This is a genomic window from Yimella sp. RIT 621 (assembly GCF_004146205.1).
Taxonomy (GTDB): Bacteria; Actinomycetota; Actinomycetes; order Actinomycetales; family Dermatophilaceae; genus Yimella; species Yimella lutea.
Genome location: NZ_SEIP01000004.1, coordinates 77573 through 95635 on the forward strand (window position 1 = coordinate 77573; position 18063 = coordinate 95635).

Here is an 18063-nt window from a genome sequence, read left to right on the forward strand (position 1 = left end):
CTCAGTACCTCCGCAGCTCGATGATGTGGACGGGTTCGGCGTCGACGCCGAGGCGGACGAAGTTGTGCTCACCCCAGTGCCAGTGCGCGTCGGTGATCAGGTCGTGCGCCGTGAACGCCTCGCCCTCGTGCAGTCCCAGCGCCTCGAGGTCGAGGTGCACCCAGGACTCGCGGGTGGAGTGCGGGTCGAGGTTGGCGACCACGATCACGACGTCGTCGCCGCGCTTCTTGGAGAAGACCATCAGCGAGGAGTCGTCGACCTTGTGGAAGGTGATGTTGCGCAGCCACAGCAGGCTCGGGTGATCGCGGCGGATCTGGTTGAGCCGGGTCAGGTAGGGCGCGAGGGTCTGCCCTTCCTTGGCGCCGCCGGGCTCATAGTCCTCCCAGTGACGGTTCTTGAACTCGTACTTCTCGTTGTCGATCTGTTCCTCGGCGCCCGGACGTGCGACGTGTTCGATCAACTCGTACCCGGCGTAGATGCCGTACGTCGGCACCAACGTCGCGGCGAGCGCGGCCCGCAGTTTCCAGGCGGTCGGACCGCCGAACTGCATGTACGGGGTGAGGATGTCGTGGGTCGTCGGCCAGAACGACGGACGCATGTAGGCCGCCGCGTCGCCGGCAAGCTCCTCGACGTACTCCTGCAATTCCTCGGGTTCGTTGCGCCAGGCGTAGTAGGTGTAGCTCTGCTGGAAGCCGATCTTGCCGAGCGTGTGCATCATGGCCGGACGCGTGAACGCCTCGGCCAGCCAGATGACGTCCGGGTGGTCCTTGGCGACGTCGTCGATCAGCCACTGCCAGAACTCGACCGGCTTGGTGTGCGGGTTGTCGACCCTGAAGATCTTGACCCTGTGGTCGATCCACACCTGCATGACGCGGCGGATCTCCGCGTAGATGCCCTCGGGGTCGTTGTCGAAGTTGAGCGGGTAGATGTCCTGGTACTTCTTCGGCGGGTTCTCGGCGAACGCGATCGTGCCGTCGGCGCGCGTGGTGAACCACTCCGGGTGCTCGGTGACCCATGGGTGGTCGGGGGCGCACTGCAACGCAAGGTCGAGCGCGACCTCCATGCCCTGCCGCTCCGCTTCGGCGACGAACGCGTCGAAGTCCTCCCACGTACCCAGGTCGGGGTTGAGGGCGTCGTGCCCGCCGTCCTTGCTGCCGATGGCGTACGGCGAGCCGGGGTCGTCCGGACCGGCGGTCAGGGTGTTGTTCGGGCCCTTGCGGTTGATCGACCCGATGGGGTGGACGGGTGTCAGGTAGAGGACGTCGAAGCCCATCGCGGCGATCGCCGGCAGGCGCTTCATCGCGGTGCGGAAGGTGCCGGTGCGCCACTTGCCGGTGGCCTCGTCGAACTCCGCGCCCTCCGAGCGCGGGAAGATCTCGTACCAGGCGCCGGCCAGAGCGCGCTCCCGCTCCACCCACCAGGCGAATTCGCGACTGGGGGAGACGGCGTCGCGCAACGGGGTGCGGTGCATTGCCTCGACGACTGCCGGGTCGGTGCCCGCGGCCAGACGCTCGCCGGGCTCCTTGGACTCGTCGCGCAAGGTGGTGACGGCGTCCTGCAGGAGGGTGCGGTCGGCGTCGTCATGGTCGAGCTTCACGGCGCGTTCCAGCACGCGCGCACCTTCCTCGAGCATCAACTCGACGTCGACGCCGGCTGCGACCTTGATCGTCGCGTCGTGTTCCCAGGTGCCGTACGGGTCGCTCCAACCCTCGACCCGGTAGCTCCACCAGCCGGGGCGGTCGGCGCTGATCGTGCGGACCCAGTGGTCGAGACCGGGGTTGGTGCAGCGCATCGGAAGCAGGGTGGTCTGCCCGTCGGGATCGGTGATCGCGACGGACGCGTTGACGGCGTCGTGGCCTTCGCGGAAGACCGTCGCCTCGACGTCGAATTCCTCGCCGACGACGGATTTGGCGGGGAACGCTCCGCCCTCGACGGCGGGTTTGATCCCGATGACCGGAATGCGGCCGATAGGGGACTGGGGCTGGGTTGTGGTGGGTGCCGAAGTCACCGTCCGAACCTATCGGAAAGGCCCTTCACCAGTGCTGGTGAAGGGCCCCTCCATTCGGCCTGTTCGGGCCGTCTGCTCAGTGCGTGGACTCAGACGTTCCAGATCCGCTCGCGGTAGTCGCGCATCGAACGGTCGCTGGAGAAGAACCCGGTGCGCGCGACGTTGAGGATCGCCATCCGCGTCCACGCGTCGGAGTCGCGGTACGCCTCGTCCACCCGAGCTTGGGCGTCCAGGTAGGACTGGTAGTCGGCCAGTGCCATGAACGGGTCCTGGGTGAGCAGGTTGTCGACGAACTGCGCCGCGAGCCGGCGGCCGCCGCCGGTGAAGTGGCCACTCGCCAGCAGGTCGATCGTGGCGCGCAGGTTCTCGTTCGACTGGTAGTAGGACTCCGGGTCGTAGCCCTTCGCCCGCAGCTCCTCGACCTGCGGCTCGTCCATGCCGAACAGGAAGAAGTTGTCGTCGCCGACGAGTTCGCGGATCTCGACGTTCGCGCCGTCGTCCGTGCCGATCGTCAGCGCGCCGTTGAGGGCGAACTTCATGTTGCCGGTGCCGGACGCCTCCTTGCCCGCGAGCGAGATCTGCTCGGACAGGTCGGCGGCCGGGATGAGCTTCTCGGCGAGCGTGACGTTGTAGTTCGCCGGGAAGGCGACCGACATGAAGTTCTTGACCCGCTCGTCGGCGTTGATGGTCTGTGCGACGGAGTTGATCAGGAAGATCGTCTCCTTCGCGATGTGGTAGCCCGGCGCCGCCTTCGCACCGAACACGAACGTGCGCGGGACGACGGTCTCGGTCGAGACCCGTCCGGAAATGATGCCGTCGTACATCGAGACGATGTGCAGCAGCTTGAGCGACTGACGCTTGTACTCGTGCAGACGCTTGACCATCACGTCGAGCATCGCGTCGCGGGGCAGGTCGAGACCGTCGCGCGCCTTCAACAGGTTGTACAGGCGCTCCTTGTTGGCCTGCTTGACCTGCGCGAACTGCTGACGGAAGTTCGGGTCGTCGGCGAACGGCTCGAGCTTCTTGAACTGCTCGAGGTCGGTCACCCAACCGTCACCGATCGCGTCGGTGACCAGGTCGGACAGCTTGCGGTTGGCGAGGAATACGAAGCGGCGCGGTGTGACACCGTTGGTGACATTGGTGAACTTGTCCGGCCAGTAAGCGGAGAAGTCGGGGAGCACCTTGTCGCGCAGCAACTGGGAGTGGAGTTCGGCGACACCGTTCACCTTCGAGGAGCCGATGGTGGCCAGGTAGGCCATCCGCACCGAACGCTCGGGGTGCTCGCTGATGATCGACATGCGACGAGTGCGCATCTCGTCGCCGGGGAAGGCTTCGGCGACTTCCTCGAGGAAGTTCTTGTTGATGCGGTAGATGATCTCCAGGTGGCGCGGCAGCAGCTTGCCCATGAGCTCCACCGACCAGACCTCGAGGGCCTCGGGCAGCAGGGTGTGGCAGGTGTAGGCGAAGCACTGCCGGGTGATGTCCCACGCGTCGTCCCAGTCGAATCCCTTGATGTCGACCAGAATCCGCATCAGCTCGGGGATCGCGATGACCGGATGGGTGTCGTTGAGCTGGAAGACGATCCGCTCGGGCAGGTGATGCAGGTCGAAGTCCTGCGGCAGCGTGTTCTCGATGAAGTCGTGCAGCGAGCACGCGACGAAGAAGTACTGCTGCTGCAGGCGCAACTCCTTACCCTGCGGGGTGGAGTCCTCGGGGTAGAGCACCTTGGAGATGTTCTCGGCGAAGGTCTGCGAGCGCACCGCCTCGGCGTAGTCGCCGGAGTTGAAGATCTGCAGGTCGAACGCCTGGGTGGCCTTCGCGCTCCACAGACGCAGGGTGTTGACCGTGTGGTTGCGGAAACCCGGAACCATCTGGTGGTAGGGGATACCGAGGACGTTCCAGCCCGGGATCCAGCGCGAGCGCTCGCGGCCCTGGTCGTCGGTGTACTGCTCGGTGCGGCCGCCGAAGTCGACGCGTACCTGGCGCTCGGGGTGCGGGAACTCCCACGGGCTGCCGAGCGAGAGCCAGGAGTCTGGCACCTCGACCTGACGGTTGTCCTCGAAGGTCTGGCGGAAGATGCCGTACTCGTAACGGATTCCGTAACCGATGCACGGCACGTCCATCGTGGCGAGCGAGTCGATGAAGCAGGCTGCGAGCCGGCCGAGACCACCGTTGCCGAGGCCGGGCTCGATCTCTTGTGCACGCAGGTCGGCGATGTCGATGCCGCACTCACGCAGTGCTTCCGCGGCGATGTCCTGCAGGTCGGTGGCGAGCAGGGCGTTGCTCAACTGTCGACCGAGCAGGTACTCCGCCGACAGGTAGCCGACGGTCTTGGTGCCACCCTCGCGGCGCTTGGCTCCGGTGTCGAGCCAATCGGCCATCATGTACTTACGCACCGTCTTGGCCAGCGCGATGTACTGGTCGTTGATCGTCGAACGCGACAGCAGGACGCCCTGACCGAAGTTCAGTTCCCGCAGAAAGTGGTTGACGAAGCGCTCCACCGTGGGAGTCGGTGACTGCACCGCACCGGTGGCGATGTCGCTCAGCACCGGCAGGGTCGGACCCACCCGGTGCACGTCGGTGGTGGGCGACTCGTCGCTCGCGTACTCGTTCTTGCTGACGTCGGTCATGACAGGTGCTGCTCCATCGATCGGCTCCGGTGAACGGCGTACCGCTCGCTGCTCGCACGCGTGCCGGGGCACACGCAACGCGTCCGCAGCATAGCGACGGCGACTGAACTTCCCACAGCCCGAAACCGTGCGTCGGCAGGTGATTCTCGTCTCGCGGACATCGGCGGATTCGGCGCGTTACCGCGGTCTTCGTACGATGGCTCGGTGTTCCTGCCCCTCAGCTACCTGCTCGGCGCTGCGCTACTCGCGCTCGCCGGGTACGGCGCCTTCCTGACCGCTCGCGGACGTGCGATCGACAACGCACTGTTCTATCTGCTGTGCGCGGTCGAGGTGCTGATGATCCTTGCGCTCGTGCTCGGGTTGGTCACCTGGAACGAGGCCGATGCGCAGATGAACAAGGGTGTGTTCGCCGCCTATCTGATCGGGATGGTCATCGCCACTCCGATCGCCGGGTTCTGGGCCTTCGCTGATCGTGAAACCCGTTGGGGCACTGGCGTTCTCGTGGTTGCAGCGACCGGGTTGCTGGTCATGACCGTGCGGCTCGTTCAGTTGTGGGGCGGTTATGCCGCGTAGTCGCACGAACGCCGGCCCGGGACGCATCCTGGTCGCCGTCTACGGCGTCTTCGCGCTGGCAGCCACGGGGCGCTCGATCATGCAGGTGGCCCAGAGTTGGCCCGACCCGCCGCTTCCTTACCTGCTGTCGGCGCTCGCGGCAGTCGTCTACGTCATTGCGACTGTCGCGCTGGCGATGGGCGACCGGTTGCGTCTCGCGCTGGCGACGATCGGGTTCGAGTTGTTGGGTGTGCTCGCCGTCGGTACGTGGAGCTACCTGGACGCGGACCGTTTCCATGACAAGACCGTGTGGTCACATTTCGGACAGGGTTACGGCTACGTCCCACTGATCCTCCCCATCCTCGGCCTGCTCTGGCTGGGTTCCTCCACGCGCTCCTCCATACGCTCGGCCGGCGGGTCGCGGTCAGTTTGAGCCGTTCTCGAACCGCCCGGTTGAGCCTGGAGCATGACGAAGGCTTGTACTGAGCTGTCGCTTCACCGCTGGTTGAGCCATGCGCCCGACGGAGGTTTGTGCTGAGCTGTCGCTTCACCGCTGGTTGAGCCATGCGCCCGACGAAGGAGGGCGCATGCGCCGAAACCCGGTGACCATGATCGGATTCCTGACCACCCGGGACTGATTCATGAAGCGTCGTGCACGGAGTCTGGGTAGGTGATGTAGGTGCGGCCGGTGCGGGAGGTCCAGGTACAGACTCCGTCGTCGCTCATGTGGTAGTCCCAGTGCTTCTTCGTCTTCGCGTCGTGATGGTGACGACAGAGCGCGGCGAGGTTGTGCCCGACGGTCGGCCCCTGCGGCCATTCGATGACGTGGTCGATGTCGCACCTGATGGCGGTCCTGGTGCACATGGGGAACCGGCAGGTTTGGTCGCGTTGCTGCACGAACTCCCTGATCCTGGGCGTGGGCTCGTACGCCGTCGTCGAGGTTTCACAGGTGACTCCGGTGTCGGCGTCGACCAGTGCTCGGGTGAGGCGGCGACCGAACTGGTCGATCAACGCGTCGAGCACCTCGGGTGGGATGAACCCGATCCCGGCGATGCGTGCCCACCCGGTGGTGTAGCAGTGGTCCGATTTCCTTGCTGTTGAGCCGGATTCGGGACCGGAAGCGCCGGAAGCGCCGGAAGCGCTGGGGGTACTGGGGGTGTTGGTGGGCTGGTCGGTGGTGTTCGGGCCGCGTGGGGACGTGGCGGACTGTCCGGGTGGTGGTGATCCGTCGTCCGGGGACGCCTCGGGCTCGTGTTCCACGTCGTCGGTGGCACGTTTGGTGGCCGTCGCAGCCTGTTCCTCGCGTTCCTCGCGTTCCTCGCGTTCCTCGCGTTCCTCGCGTTCCTCGCGTTCCTCGCGTTCCTCGCGTTCCTCGCGTTCCTCGCGTTCCTCGCGTATGACAGGGACCTGGATGACGACCTGGTAGGAGATGTCGGCGCCTTGTGTGACGAGGTCGTGCAACGCGCCGAGGCGCAGTTGTCCGAGTGTCGGCTTCGATTCGTCGGGGTCGTCACCCTCGGGTGGGTTCTTGGCGCGTTGATCAGCCAGTTGGTCGACGGCTCCGTAGATGCGGGCGATCTGGTCGGCCGGGCCGATGGCGCACAACTCGGCCATGCCCGGGATGTCGCAGGGGCGAACCCAGACACCGGTGGCGTCTTTGGCTTCCTTCTGGCGGGTCTTCTTCGCGGCTTCTTTTTCCCATTGGGTCACCAGTGCGCGCGCGGCGCTCTTCACTTTGAGGTAACCCCAGGTGTCGAAGCCTTTGGTGTCGAGTAGGTGTTGCTCGACCCGGCGGGAGGTTTCGGGTGAGGCGTTCACCAGCTCGGAGGCAACGAGGCTGACTTTCCAGTACGGGATCGAACCCTCGACCGCCGCAGCCAGCAGCCCGGGTGTTTTGGTGCACGCGTCGATGGAGTTGCTCATTTTGCTCGACGCGGTGCGGGGAGCCATCTGACACGCAGCCGCCAGGTCGGTGTCGGCGAACGACGCCTGATGACCGAGCGCGTGCTCGACCTTCGCCGTGACCCCGGTGTCGGAATCGACCAGTTCTTCATCGATCGCTGCGTACCTGGCCATGGCCATGGCTTGGACGGCTTGGGAGATCGATGCCAACTGCGTGGAACCGGTCACTGCTTTCTCGAGCATGCGATGGTTATCGACGTCGACGGGTCGGGCGGTGGCGATGTCGCCGGCGTTGTGGACGGCGTCTGCGTGCAGTCTGTGGAACGCGACCTGCGACATCTGAACCGCGAACTCCAGGACCTCCGACGGCGACCCCAATGCATCGACCAGTTGCTTCAACAAACGCTGCTTGCGTGCCGAGATCGATTCCAGCAGAACGAATTCCACCGGAGACTCCGGTTCGTAGAACTCGTAGCTGATGCCCATGAAGAAACTCTAGGCGGGACCACCGACAACCTCCGTCGGCCGGTTTGCGTAGGGCGCACGGGACAGAACTTTGCCAAGTTCTTACCTGTGGAGATCTTCCGTCCCAGGGCAGGAGGTCGCACGATGCAAGGGCTGTTCTTGCTTCTGGAGGTTCTGATGACGGCTCGATTCATGCGCACCGTTGCGCCCCTTGTTGCGGCGTCTGCTGCGTGCGGACTGTTGGTCGGCTGTGGGGGTGGATCCCCGGAGGCGGAGTCCAGCCCGCCGTCGTCGACGACCACCTCCGCCGCGTCGCCGACGACCTCGAAGACCACGTCGACATCGGCGACGCCCACCAGTCAGACCAGCAACGCGACCTACGCCGGCGCGCCCGGTGTGCCCGAAGCTGCGAAGCACAAGACGGACGCCGGCGCGATTGCGTTCGCGACGTACTACAACGACCTAATCAATGACCTCGGCCTGAAGCCGATGAAGGCAGTCCTTGACCCGCTTGCGAATGACACATGCAAGACGTGCCGCGGGCACGAGGAGACAATCGACTCAAACGTCGCCAAGAAGAATCGTTTCGACGGGACGCAATTCATTCTCAAGCGAGCCTATAAGCGGTCGGATGGAACCATTGGGCTCGTCGTCGACCTACCAGCGGTCAACATTGTGGATTCAAGCGGCGCGATTGCGCAGGAGTTCCCCAAGGAACCGAGACAGTCCCGGGTCTTCCATCTCGGATGGAGCAAGTCGGGCTGGCGGGTCAACGAGATTCAATACGATCTGACGGTCACATCATGAGGAGCATCGCACGGGTCCTCACCGTCAGCGCCGTCGTGCTCGGCACACACGCCTACGCCGCACTCGACCCGCTGCCGGCAAGCGCAAACGGACCTGGGTGTCGTAACTGTGCTGTCACGGGAGGGGGAGCGGCCGTTGGCTTGTCTCGTCAAGAGGCCGCCTCGTTACCTCCCAAGAAGAAGGCGACATTCGTCGAGGCAGGCAAGAAGGTGACCAAGGAAGTGCCATACCAGTACGTCACGCTCCTTGCCTGCGGGAACAACAGCCCGGTCGGTCAGACCGAGATCGGGTGCACAGTGGCGTACGAAACCTGCCAGGGCGCAAACGTCGAAGGGCCCTACACGCGGATCTACCGCAAACTGTTGAGCCCCGACGCAGCTAGCTCGAACGTGTGGGAGAACGTCGGCACGACGTGCTTCCCGACGGCGGTCCCGAATGCGGTGCAACGTCCGCGCTTGACGTTGGCGATGATTCGCAGCCAGTGGGAGCGCACCCAGTTCGCGAAGCCGACCGTCTCGATGCAGCCGATCGGTGGGAAGACGCTCGTGACGTTGCCGACGTTCTTCCAGTTGGTCTATCCAGCAACGGGATTCCAGCCGAACGAGATCAACACCGTGAACCTGCTCGGCCATCAGGTGCGGATCAAGCCGACGTTCAAGCACAACGTGTTCAGCTACGGCGACGGCGGTTCGAGTGGTCCGACGCAGTCCGGTGGCGGTGTGTACCCGGACGGCGACATCAAGCATGCATACGACAAGTCGGGCACCTACGTGACCAGTGTCTCGACGACCTACGGCGGCCAGTACTCGGTCGACGGCGGCGAGTGGGCGGACATCCCGGGATCGGTGACCGTGGCCGGACCGAGTTCGCAGATCCAAGTCGTGACGACGAAGAATCAGTTGGTGAACAACTAGGCCGTCCGCCCGGGTTCGCGTGAATCTGACGTGGTCTCGATCGCGGCGCTCGCCCTGGGGGCTCGCACCTACTCGACCGGCGTGTGGTGAATCAGTAGGCCGTCCGCCCGGGTTCGCGTGAATCTGACGTGGTCTCGATCGCGGCGCTCGCCCTGGGGGCTCGCACCTACTCGACCGGCGTGACCCGGGTCTCGCACCTCGAGCGACCCGCTTCGGAGGGTGCTGCTCAGCGGGAGGGTGCCTTGAAGATCGCCAAGGACGCAGCGCGCATCGGGTAGCCGGCGCTGTGCTCGATCGTCGTCGACGGGATGTCCGCCGGGTTGTCGATCGCGCTGTCCCACAACAGTTCCCATGCGTGCCCACTCGAGCTCGACGGTAGCGAGATGGTGGCGTGGTCGCAGCTGCCGTGCAGCACCAGCAGCAGGTTGTCGTCACCGATGTTGTCGCCGTCGAAGAGTGCCTGCACTGTCCGCGTCGATCCGTCTGCCCAGGCATCCGAGGTCATCGCGGCGCCGTCCTGATCGAACCACCGCAGCACCGGCGACGAGCCGGTGTCGTGGTCGGGCAGGAACTCACGTTGACGCAGTACCGGGTGCGCGGCACGCAGGGAGGTCAGATAGGCGGTCGTGTCGATCAGATCGCGCTGCCAGGGCTCGAATCCCCAGTCGAACCAACTGATCTCGTTGTCCTGGCAGTAGGCGTTGTTGTTGCCGCCCTGCCCGCGTCCGAACTCGTCGCCGCCGAGCAGCATCGGCACTCCCGCACTCAACAGCAGCGTTCCGAGCATATTGCGGACGACCCGTCGGCGCAGCTTCTCGGTCTCCTCGTTCGCGGCCGCATGCCCCTCCACCCCGAAGTTCCACGAGAGGTTGTGTTCCGAACCGTCGCGGTTGCCCTCGCCGTTTGCGCCGTTGTGCTTGGAGTTGTACGCCGTCAGGTCAGCGAGTGGGAAGCCGTCGTGAGCGGTCACGTAGTTGACCGATGCGATGGGGGAGCGGGAGCCGAAGGTGTCCTGCGAACCGCCGATGCGCATGGCGAGTTCAGCGACGCCGTGCCCGGGGTGGCCTGCGGCATCAGCGGCGAGGTCACGCAGCCAGAAGGTGCGGACCGCGTCCCGGAACTTGTCGTTCCAGTCGGCCATCGGGTGCGGGAACTGACCCGTGCGCCAGCCGTGCGAACCGATGTCCCATGGCTCGGCGATCAGCTTCACCCGGCTGAGCACCGGGTCGGTGCGCAGGGCCATCAGGAACGGGTGGTCGGGGTGGAAGGAGTCGTCCCGCTCACGCCCGAGCGCGACCGCGAGATCGAATCGGAACCCGTCGACATGCATTTCGGTGACCCAATAACGCAGCGAGTCCAGCACCATCCGCAGCGGCGTCTCGTGCGTCATGTCGATCGTGTTACCGCACCCGGTGACGTCGACGTCGTGACCACGCGAATCGAGACGGTAATAGTTCGACTGGTCGAGACCACGCCACGAGAGGGTGGCCCCGGTCGAAGCTCCCTGCTCGGCGGTGTGGTTGTAGACGACGTCCAGGATCACCTCGATACCCGCGCGGTGCAGCAGTTTGACCATGCCCTTGAACTCATCGATCGCACCCTGCGGATCGGACGCGTACGCGTACCCGGCGTGCGGGGCGAAGAACCCGAGCGTGTTGTAACCCCAATAGTTCGACAGCCCGAGTTTGACCAGGTGCGGCTCGCTGGTTGAGGCGTGGATCGGCAACAGCTCGATCGCGGTCACGCCCAGCCGCTGCAGATGGTTGATCGTCGCCGGGTGCGCGACTCCCGCGTAGGTGCCCCGAAGTTCCTGCGGCACATCAGGATTCAGCATCGTCAAGCCGCGCACATGTGCTTCGTAGATCACCGTGCGATCCCAGGGCGTGAACAACTGAGAGTCGCCGTCCCAGTCGAAGTGGTCGTCCACGATCACATTGCGCGGCATGTCCGGTGCGCTGTCGCGGTCGTCCCGCACTGATCCGTCGCCGCTGAACGCCGCGTCCACTTCGTGCCCGAAAACGGTCGGATTCCAACGGACTTCTCCGTCGACCGCGCGGCCGTACGGGTCGAGCAACAACTTCGAGGGGTTGTAGCGCAGACCCTCCTCGGGTCGCCACGGACCCTCCGCCCGGTACGCGTAACGCGTCCCAGGCCCGACCCCGGCCACTGCACCGCACCAGACGCCGCCGCGGTGCCGGGTGAGCGGCACGCGTGACTCGGTGCCCGACTCGTCGAAAAGACACAGATCGACCCGCCAAGCGCGGTCCGCCACGACGGCGAACTCGGCGCCGTCGGCTGTGAGAGTGACCCCCGGGGCTGCTGGTGCATCGAGTGAACGTGGGACTGAAGCGACCGGTCGGGTGGGCATGAGGGAAAGCCTACGGTCGACTACCGTGGCGACCATGACTGATCCCACAGCACTGCCGAACTTCCCGACGTCCGGAAACCAGAACGGCAACCCGTCCGAGCCCCAGGCTCAGGAGGGTCAGCCCACGTTTGCCGGCCCGAACGACGAGTCGCCCGCGCGTGACCGCGTCGTCGAGGCACTGCGCTCGGTCGGCCTCAACCCCGAGGTCGACGAGGACGGCGACGTCAGCTACCTCCTGCCCGCAGGCGAGGACGCCCCTGAGGGCACCCCCGAGCAGCAGCTGTTCGTGCGCGCGATCGACGGCGAGCCGGCCATGATCCGCGTCTTCGGCCAGTGGCAGATCGGCGACGACGTCCCGGCCGACCTCAACAAGCGTCTGCTCGCGGCGAACGACATCACGCTGAGCCTGAACATCATCAAGGCCGGCATCGCCAACGGCAACCTCGTCGTCACCGGCGAGCACCTCATCACTCCCGAGTCCGACCTGCCGATGTTGCTGCAGTCGACCACCCAGATGGTGGTTCACGCGGTGCAGATGTGGCACCAGGCCGCCACCAGCGATGGTCCGCACGCGGCGACCGGCGGCGAGGGCGACGGCCTGAACGGTCAGGCCCGATGACCGCGTACGGGGAGTTCGTCTCCACGCAGGTCGACGGCGGCATCGCGGTGCTGCGTATCGACCGCCCGAAGATGAACGCCCTGAACGAGGAGATCCAGGAAGGTCTCGCGGCGGCCTCGCTCGCGTTGACCAAGGACAACTCGGTCCGTGGTGTCGTGGTGTACGGCGGCGAAAAGGTCTTCGCCGCGGGCGCCGACATCAAGGAGATGCGCACGGCTTCGTACGCCGACATGGTCAAGCGGGCCGGACGCCTGCAGGATTGCTTCGCGTCGATCGCCGCCATCCCGGTGCCGACCGTGGCGGCGATCGCCGGCTACGCCCTCGGAGGAGGATGTGAACTGTCCATGGCGTGCGACTTCCGGGTTGCGACGAACGACGCCAAGCTCGGTCAGCCGGAGATCCTCCTCGGACTGATCCCGGGTGCGGGCGGGACGCAGCGTCTGACCCGTCTGGTCGGTCCGGCGAAGGCCAAGGACCTCGTCTTCACCGGCCGCATGATCGACGCCCAGGAGGCGCTCGCGATCGGCCTCGTCGACGAACTCTGCGAGCCCGGTGACGTGCTCGGTGCGGCCAAGGTCAAGCTGAAGCCGTTCGTGAACGGTCCGGCGATCGCACTGCGCGCCGCCAAGGCTTCGATCGACCAGGGCCTCGAGGTCGACCTGCAGACCGCGTTGCGCATCGAGAGCGCGCACTTCGCCGGTCTGTTCGCGACCAAGGACCGGCAGATCGGCATGGACTCGTTCGTCGAGAACGGTCCGGGCAAGGCGCAGTTCACCGGCGAGTGACGCCGGACGCAGCGACGCTGCAGCAAAGGCTCCACGAAGGGTGGTGCCGCACCCGCCGCACGGCGAGGTTCGGCACTACCCTTCGACATGTTCGGGTGAGAAAGGAATCCCAAATGACGATCAAGCAGTGGAACATCCCCTCCGACTGGCAGGAGCCGTTCGTGGCGAAGCTGACGGAGCGCGGAGCGTCCGGAACGGTCGTCAACACGGCCCTCGAGGCGATCGACGACAAGTGCAAGGCCACGGGCGAGGAGCCGCTCGCGCTGTTCGGTGAACCGCGCGCCTACGCCGAGAGCGTGATCCTGCCCGACACCAAGGCCGCGTCCCGATCGCGCACCAAGGCAATCGCTTTGGCCCTGCTCGGACTTCTCGGCATGTTCCTCACGCTGTGGGGCTGGGCCGCGATGCAGAAGGACACCGACAAGCTGATCGGCATGTCGCCCGTCGTCATCTTCGTGATCGGCGCGCTGCTGTGCCTGGGTGCCGCGATCGCGGATGCCCTGCTCGGTGCCAAGGCCGACGTCGTCCACGGCGCGCCGCAGAAGGGTTCGGCGCTGCTGCTCAACAAGCTCGGGCCGTGGATCATCGTCGCTCTCACGCTGGTGGGCATGCTGCTCATCTGGGTACGCAACAACTGAACGATCTGACGCAACCCCGATAGTTACCTGCGGGTAACACGGGGTTAGGCTGAAACCAGTCCCATGCGGTTGCCCGTGTCTGCGGCACCGCCCAACACGACAGAAGGACGCGCATGAACATCGTCGTATGCGTCAAGTACGTGCCGGACGCCCAGGGCGACCGCACGTTCGAGGACGACAACACCACCGACCGCGACGGCGTCGACGGTCTCCTCTCGGAGCTCGACGAATACGCGGTCGAGCAGGCGTTGCGCATCGTCGAGGCCGGTGAAGGTGAAGTCACCGCTCTCACCGTGGGTCCCGAGGGTGCCGCCGAGGCGCTGAAGAAGGCGCTGCAGATGGGCGCCCACAAGGGTGTTCACGTGCTGGACGACGCGATCGCCGGTTCGGACGCAATCGCCACCTCGCTGGTGCTGGCCGAGGCCGTCAAGAAGATCGGCTCGCCCGACATCGTGATGACCGGTGTGTCCTCGACCGACGGCGTGATGGCCGTGGTCCCGGCGATGCTGGCCGAGCGACTGGGCCTGCCCCAGGTCACCCAGCTGTCCGAACTGTCGGTCGCCGACGGCAAGGTCACCGGCCGCCGTGACGGCGACATCGCGTCCGAGAACCTCGAGGCATCGCTGCCCGCCGTCGTCGGCGTCACCGACCAGACGGACGAGGCGCGTTACCCCTCGTTCAAGGGCATCATGGCCGCCAAGAAGAAGCCCGTCGAGACATGGTCGCTGGCCGACCTCGGCGTCGACGCGGGACAGGTGGGCCTGGAGAACTCGTGGACCAAGGTCGTCGGCGCCGACAAGCGTCCGCCGCGTGAGCAGGGCACCGTTGTCACCGACGAAGGTGATGGCGGCAAGAAGCTCGCCGAGTTCCTGTCCGCCCAGAAGTTCGTCTGATCAGTCACGAGACAAGGAGATTCGTCATGGCTGAAGTTCTCGTCCTGGTCGACCACACCGATGGCACCGTCAAGAAGACCACCGCGGAGTTGCTGACGATCGCACGTCAGATCGGCACCCCGTCGGCCGTGTTCGTCGGCAGCAACGTCGAGGCCGCACGTCCGCGTCTGGCTCAGTTCGGCGCTGAGAAGGTGTACGTCATCGACAACGCCGACGTGCAGGACTACCTCGTCGCACCGCTCGCCGAGGCCCTCGCCGCCGTCGTCGAGCAGGCGTCCCCGGCTGCTGTGCTGCTGCCCTCGACCCCGCACAACAAGGAAGCCGCCGCGCGACTGGCGATCAAGACCGGTTCGGGTCTGATCACCGATGCGGCTGCTGTTGAGGTCGACGGCGACACCGTCACCGCAACACAGTCGGTGTTCGCCGGCTCCTACACCACCAGGTCGCAGGTGACCAAGGGCTTGCCGATCATCACCGTGAAGCCGAACATCCTGCCGCCGACCGCGTCGCAGGCCGGTGCGGCCGTGGTGAACGTCGACGTCCAGGTGTCCGACGCCGCCAAGGGCGCGAAGATCACCGACCGTCAGCCGAAGCAGAAGTCGGGTCGTCCCGAACTCACCGAGGCCGCGATCGTGGTCTCCGGTGGTCGTGGCACCGGCGGTGACTTCGGTCCGGTCGAGGGGTTCGCCGACTCCCTCGGCGCTGCCGTGGGTGCCTCGCGCGCCGCGGTCGACGCCGGTTGGTACCCGCACTCCAACCAGGTGGGTCAGACCGGTAAGCAGGTCAGCCCGCAGTTGTACGTCGCTGCCGGCATCTCCGGTGCGATTCAGCACCGCGCGGGCATGCAGACCTCGAAGACGATCGTCGCGGTCAACAAGGACGAGGAAGCGCCGATCTTCGAACTCGTCGACTTCGGCGTCGTCGGCGACCTGTTCCAGGTGCTGCCGCAGGCCACCGAAGCGGTCAAGCAGTCCAAGAACTGACGCGCAGGTCGAAGCGCCCGTCCCGGAAACGGGGCGGGCGTTTTCGCGTCACCCGACGCCGGATACGGTCGCGTCATGGTCGACATCGAACGGCGCGGCGGACTCATCCTCACCAATCACCGGCTCGAGGTCCCGCTCGATCACGACGACCAGTCGGGTGCCACCATCGAGATTTTCGCCCGGGAGATTGCCCTACCGGACGCGGCCGACAAGCCCTATCTCGTCTTCCTTCAGGGAGGACCGGGTGGCGAGAGTCCGCGGCCGAGCACAGACCCCGTCGGTCCAGGCTTCGTCGAACGCGCGGTCCGTGACTACCGACTGCTGCTGCTCGATCAGCGCGGCACCGGATTGTCGACTCCTGTGGATGGCCTCGAAGGGATGAGCGCGCAGGAGCAGGCCGACTACTTGGTCAACTTCCGTGCCGACTCGATCGTGCGCGACTGTGAGGTGCTGCGCGAGCACCTGTTGGTCGAGCAGTGGAGCCTGCTGGGGCAGTCGTTCGGTGGGTTCTGCTCGCTGCACTACCTCAGCCGTTCTCCGGACAGCCTGCGGGAGGTCTTCTTCACCGGGGGCATCCCGCCGGTCGGCATGCCGGTCGACGAGGTCTATGCCGCGACCTACGAGCGCACCGCGGAACTGGTCGAACGTCATTACGCCAGGTTCCCCGGCGACCGTGACGCAGTGCGCCGGGTCGTCGAGCTCTGCGACGTCGGGGCGGTGAAGCTGCCGGACGGAACATCGTTGTCGGCCAGGCGTTTTCGGCAGATCGGTAACGGGCTCGGCATGTCATACGGCTCGGAGCAACTGCACTACCTGCTCGAGCGTGACCCGCGATCACCGATGTTCGGGGCCGTCGCTTCGGCCATGCTCCCGTTCCCGTCCTGGACGCCCATCTACACCGTGTTGCACGAGGCCTGTTATGCCGACGGGGGAGTCACCGGCTGGTCGTGCGAGCGGGTGATGCCGTCGTCCTACCGGGACGACACCACCATGCTGACCGCCGAGCACCCGTTCCCCTGGCTGTTGGACGAGGTGTCCGGACTGCGACCACTGAAGGAGGCGGCCGATCTGCTCGCCGCCCATGAGTGGCCGCAGCTGTACGACGCCGACGCATTGGCGCGCACCGACGTCCCCTGCGCGGCTGCAATCTACTACGACGATCCCTACGTACTGCGCGAACACTCAACTGCCACAGCGCAATTGCTGCCGCGGATGCATCCGTGGATCACGAACGAATATCTGCACGACGGGTTGCGCGCCGACGGCAGAGTGTTGGATCGACTGATCGAGCTGGTGAAGAAGGGGTGAGCCTCAGCCCGTCGCAGTGCTGCTCGACGGCACCGGGCCAGACGACGAGGCAGACGACGAAGGTGACTTCGACGCACTCGCCCGCGGCTTCAGCGTCCAGGTCGCGGTGACCTTCCGGTCACTCGGTTCAGGCATGTACAGCAGTTTCCAGCCCGCCACCTCGGAGCCCTTCGGCGTCCAGAAGACCAGGGTGTAGCGCTTCGGCTTGTCCGTCTCCACGAGGTCGCTGGTGAGGTTTTCGCCGTCGCTGCCGAGTTCGTTGTAGCGGCAGAGATTGCCCTTGTCGTCGATCAGCTGGAACTGATTGCGTTCGATGTAGCCGACCGACCCCTTGGCGGCGACGTAGAGGCTCACCACGACTCCACGTACATCGTTCGGCTGGTTCGGTCCGGGTTTCAACTCCCGGCTCCAGGGTGTGCTTGGCGTGATCGTCAAGGAGATCGGGTCGTCACCGGTGGTGAACGGCTTGTAGAACTCCTGATCCTTCGCACCGGCGAGCTTGATGCCGGACCGGTTCGTCGAGCAGGTGTTGACGGTGGCAGGCGACGGCGCGGATCCGTTCCCGGACCAGGACGCGATCGCTTTGGGCGATCCCGGTTTGTCGACGTAGTGGACGGCGTAGTCGGAGAGGTTGGCCTCCGCAGGGACGATGAACGCGACGACGCCCGAGACCACCTTCGACTCATCGACCTGGCTCACCTGAAGGGCACCACGCAGCGGGTTGGTTGCCGGCTGGGCGCATCGCTGACCGTCAGGATCTGCCAGGACGAACGATTCGGGGTGCAGGGCGAACACCCCGTTGGTCTGGACGCGGGCGCTGACCTTGATCTGAGCGATCCGATATCCGTCGGTGGGTGACGCGGTGGTGCTCATCGCCGGCTCGGAGACCTGCGTGCGGAGGGCGCCGCTGGATTCGACCGCGACCGGAGCGTCGAATGCCGACGTCTTGCCGCCGAGGCTCGGAGCCTCACCCGAGGAACAGGCGGCCGCAGGCATTGAGTCCTGGTCGGTGGTCCCTGATTCCTTCGAATCGTCCGACCGGAACGTGCATGCGGACATCGTCAGGGCAGTGGTCAGGCTCAACGCGAGCAGGCGGGGGCGGACGGTCATTGGGCATGTTCCTCGGCTGTTCCGGTCGGGGTGCGTCAAGTCTTGCAAATGGGCGGGCGTGCGCGGGAGTCGGACCACCCC

Annotated in this window: 15 protein-coding genes; 10 read left to right on the forward strand and 5 right to left on the reverse strand. The window is 65.7% G+C overall.

What is annotated here, in order from left to right:
• Window position 1: 1 nt before the first annotated feature.
• Window positions 2-2008: an alpha-1,4-glucan--maltose-1-phosphate maltosyltransferase gene (locus tag EU513_RS05050; RefSeq protein ID WP_129624813.1), complete on the reverse strand. Its 2007-nt coding sequence runs from the start codon at window positions 2006-2008 to the stop codon at window positions 2-4.
• A gap of 89 nt (window positions 2009-2097) precedes the next feature.
• Entirely contained in the window at window positions 2098-4638 is a 2541-nt protein-coding gene (locus tag EU513_RS05055) for a glycogen/starch/alpha-glucan phosphorylase (RefSeq protein WP_129624814.1), read from the reverse strand.
• Between the two features lie 204 nt (window positions 4639-4842).
• Here EU513_RS05055 and EU513_RS05060 point away from each other — a divergent pair, with 204 nt between their 5' ends.
• Together EU513_RS05060 and EU513_RS05065 are read left to right on the forward strand one after the other, a co-directional pair.
• Entirely contained in the window at window positions 4843-5211 is a 369-nt protein-coding gene (locus tag EU513_RS05060; RefSeq protein ID WP_129624815.1) for a hypothetical protein, read from the forward strand.
• A complete protein-coding gene (locus EU513_RS05065) occupies window positions 5201-5623 on the forward strand; it encodes a hypothetical protein (protein ID WP_129624816.1) in 423 nt (140 codons plus the stop codon). The genes EU513_RS05060 and EU513_RS05065 overlap by 11 nt, the downstream gene beginning before the upstream one ends.
• A 206-nt stretch (window positions 5624-5829) precedes the next feature.
• Here EU513_RS05065 and EU513_RS15770 read toward each other — a convergent pair whose 3' ends face one another.
• The gene (locus EU513_RS15770) at window positions 5830-7578 is read right to left on the reverse strand and encodes an HNH endonuclease signature motif containing protein (RefSeq protein WP_168990154.1); all 1749 of its coding nucleotides are present in this window, start codon (window positions 7576-7578) and stop codon (window positions 5830-5832) included.
• A gap of 123 nt (window positions 7579-7701) precedes the next feature.
• Between EU513_RS15770 and EU513_RS15775 the strand changes: the two genes are divergently transcribed.
• Together EU513_RS15775 and EU513_RS05090 are read left to right on the forward strand one after the other, a co-directional pair.
• Entirely contained in the window at window positions 7702-8364 is a 663-nt protein-coding gene (locus EU513_RS15775; RefSeq protein WP_168990155.1) for a DUF6318 family protein, read from the forward strand.
• Window positions 8361-9278 (forward strand): hypothetical protein, encoded by a 918-nt coding sequence (locus EU513_RS05090; RefSeq protein WP_129624821.1) that lies wholly within the window; start codon window positions 8361-8363, stop codon window positions 9276-9278. Before EU513_RS15775 ends, EU513_RS05090 begins: the two co-directional genes overlap by 4 nt.
• Window positions 9279-9504: 226 nt before the next feature.
• Here the strand turns inward: EU513_RS05090 and glgX are convergent, their stop codons facing one another.
• Window positions 9505-11646: a glycogen debranching protein GlgX gene (glgX, locus tag EU513_RS05095; RefSeq protein ID WP_129624822.1), complete on the reverse strand. Its 2142-nt coding sequence runs from the start codon at window positions 11644-11646 to the stop codon at window positions 9505-9507.
• Window positions 11647-11680: 34 nt separating this feature from the next.
• On the opposite strand from glgX, the gene EU513_RS05100 reads away from it, so the two are divergent.
• The 6 genes from EU513_RS05100 to EU513_RS05125 all read left to right on the forward strand — a co-directional run bounded on the left by EU513_RS05100 (window position 11681) and on the right by EU513_RS05125 (window position 16872).
• Window positions 11681-12265, forward strand: a complete 585-nt coding sequence (locus EU513_RS05100; protein WP_129624823.1) for a hypothetical protein — start codon at window positions 11681-11683, stop codon at window positions 12263-12265.
• The gene (locus tag EU513_RS05105) at window positions 12262-13050 is read left to right on the forward strand and encodes an enoyl-CoA hydratase/isomerase family protein (protein ID WP_129624824.1); all 789 of its coding nucleotides are present in this window, start codon (window positions 12262-12264) and stop codon (window positions 13048-13050) included. The genes EU513_RS05100 and EU513_RS05105 overlap by 4 nt, the downstream gene beginning before the upstream one ends.
• Window positions 13051-13163: 113 nt before the next feature.
• A complete protein-coding gene (locus EU513_RS05110) occupies window positions 13164-13688 on the forward strand; it encodes a hypothetical protein (RefSeq protein ID WP_129624825.1) in 525 nt (174 codons plus the stop codon).
• Window positions 13689-13801: 113 nt separating this feature from the next.
• Entirely contained in the window at window positions 13802-14581 is a 780-nt protein-coding gene (locus EU513_RS05115) for an electron transfer flavoprotein subunit beta/FixA family protein (RefSeq protein ID WP_129624826.1), read from the forward strand.
• 26 nt (window positions 14582-14607) lie between these two features.
• Window positions 14608-15564 (forward strand): electron transfer flavoprotein subunit alpha/FixB family protein, encoded by a 957-nt coding sequence (locus EU513_RS05120; RefSeq protein WP_129624827.1) that lies wholly within the window; start codon window positions 14608-14610, stop codon window positions 15562-15564.
• 75 nt (window positions 15565-15639) lie between these two features.
• A complete protein-coding gene (locus EU513_RS05125) occupies window positions 15640-16872 on the forward strand; it encodes an alpha/beta fold hydrolase (protein WP_129624828.1) in 1233 nt (410 codons plus the stop codon).
• 3 nt (window positions 16873-16875) lie between these two features.
• Here the strand turns inward: EU513_RS05125 and EU513_RS05130 are convergent, their stop codons facing one another.
• The gene (locus EU513_RS05130; protein ID WP_129624829.1) at window positions 16876-17982 is read right to left on the reverse strand and encodes a hypothetical protein; all 1107 of its coding nucleotides are present in this window, start codon (window positions 17980-17982) and stop codon (window positions 16876-16878) included.
• Between the last annotated feature and the right edge of the window lie 81 nt (window positions 17983-18063).

What these genes read in the sequence shown, in the direction of transcription:
- EU513_RS05100 (WP_129624823.1), top strand. Translation starts at nt 11,681, where the DNA reads ATGACTGATCCCACAGCACTGCCGAACTTCCCGACGTCCGGAAACCAG.
- EU513_RS05065 (WP_129624816.1), top strand. Translation starts at nt 5,201, where the DNA reads ATGCCGCGTAGTCGCACGAACGCCGGCCCGGGACGCATCCTGGTCGCC.
- EU513_RS15770 (WP_168990154.1), bottom strand. Translation starts at nt 7,578, where the DNA reads ATGGGCATCAGCTACGAGTTCTACGAACCGGAGTCTCCGGTGGAATTC.
- EU513_RS05125 (WP_129624828.1), top strand. Translation starts at nt 15,640, where the DNA reads ATGGTCGACATCGAACGGCGCGGCGGACTCATCCTCACCAATCACCGG.
- EU513_RS05055 (WP_129624814.1), bottom strand. Translation starts at nt 4,638, where the DNA reads ATGACCGACGTCAGCAAGAACGAGTACGCGAGCGACGAGTCGCCCACC.
- EU513_RS05115 (WP_129624826.1), top strand. Translation starts at nt 13,802, where the DNA reads ATGAACATCGTCGTATGCGTCAAGTACGTGCCGGACGCCCAGGGCGAC.
- EU513_RS05120 (WP_129624827.1), top strand. Translation starts at nt 14,608, where the DNA reads ATGGCTGAAGTTCTCGTCCTGGTCGACCACACCGATGGCACCGTCAAG.
- EU513_RS05090 (WP_129624821.1), top strand. Translation starts at nt 8,361, where the DNA reads ATGAGGAGCATCGCACGGGTCCTCACCGTCAGCGCCGTCGTGCTCGGC.
- EU513_RS05105 (WP_129624824.1), top strand. Translation starts at nt 12,262, where the DNA reads ATGACCGCGTACGGGGAGTTCGTCTCCACGCAGGTCGACGGCGGCATC.
- glgX (WP_129624822.1), bottom strand. Translation starts at nt 11,646, where the DNA reads ATGCCCACCCGACCGGTCGCTTCAGTCCCACGTTCACTCGATGCACCA.
- EU513_RS15775 (WP_168990155.1), top strand. Translation starts at nt 7,702, where the DNA reads ATGCAAGGGCTGTTCTTGCTTCTGGAGGTTCTGATGACGGCTCGATTC.
- EU513_RS05130 (WP_129624829.1), bottom strand. Translation starts at nt 17,982, where the DNA reads ATGACCGTCCGCCCCCGCCTGCTCGCGTTGAGCCTGACCACTGCCCTG.
- EU513_RS05110 (WP_129624825.1), top strand. Translation starts at nt 13,164, where the DNA reads ATGACGATCAAGCAGTGGAACATCCCCTCCGACTGGCAGGAGCCGTTC.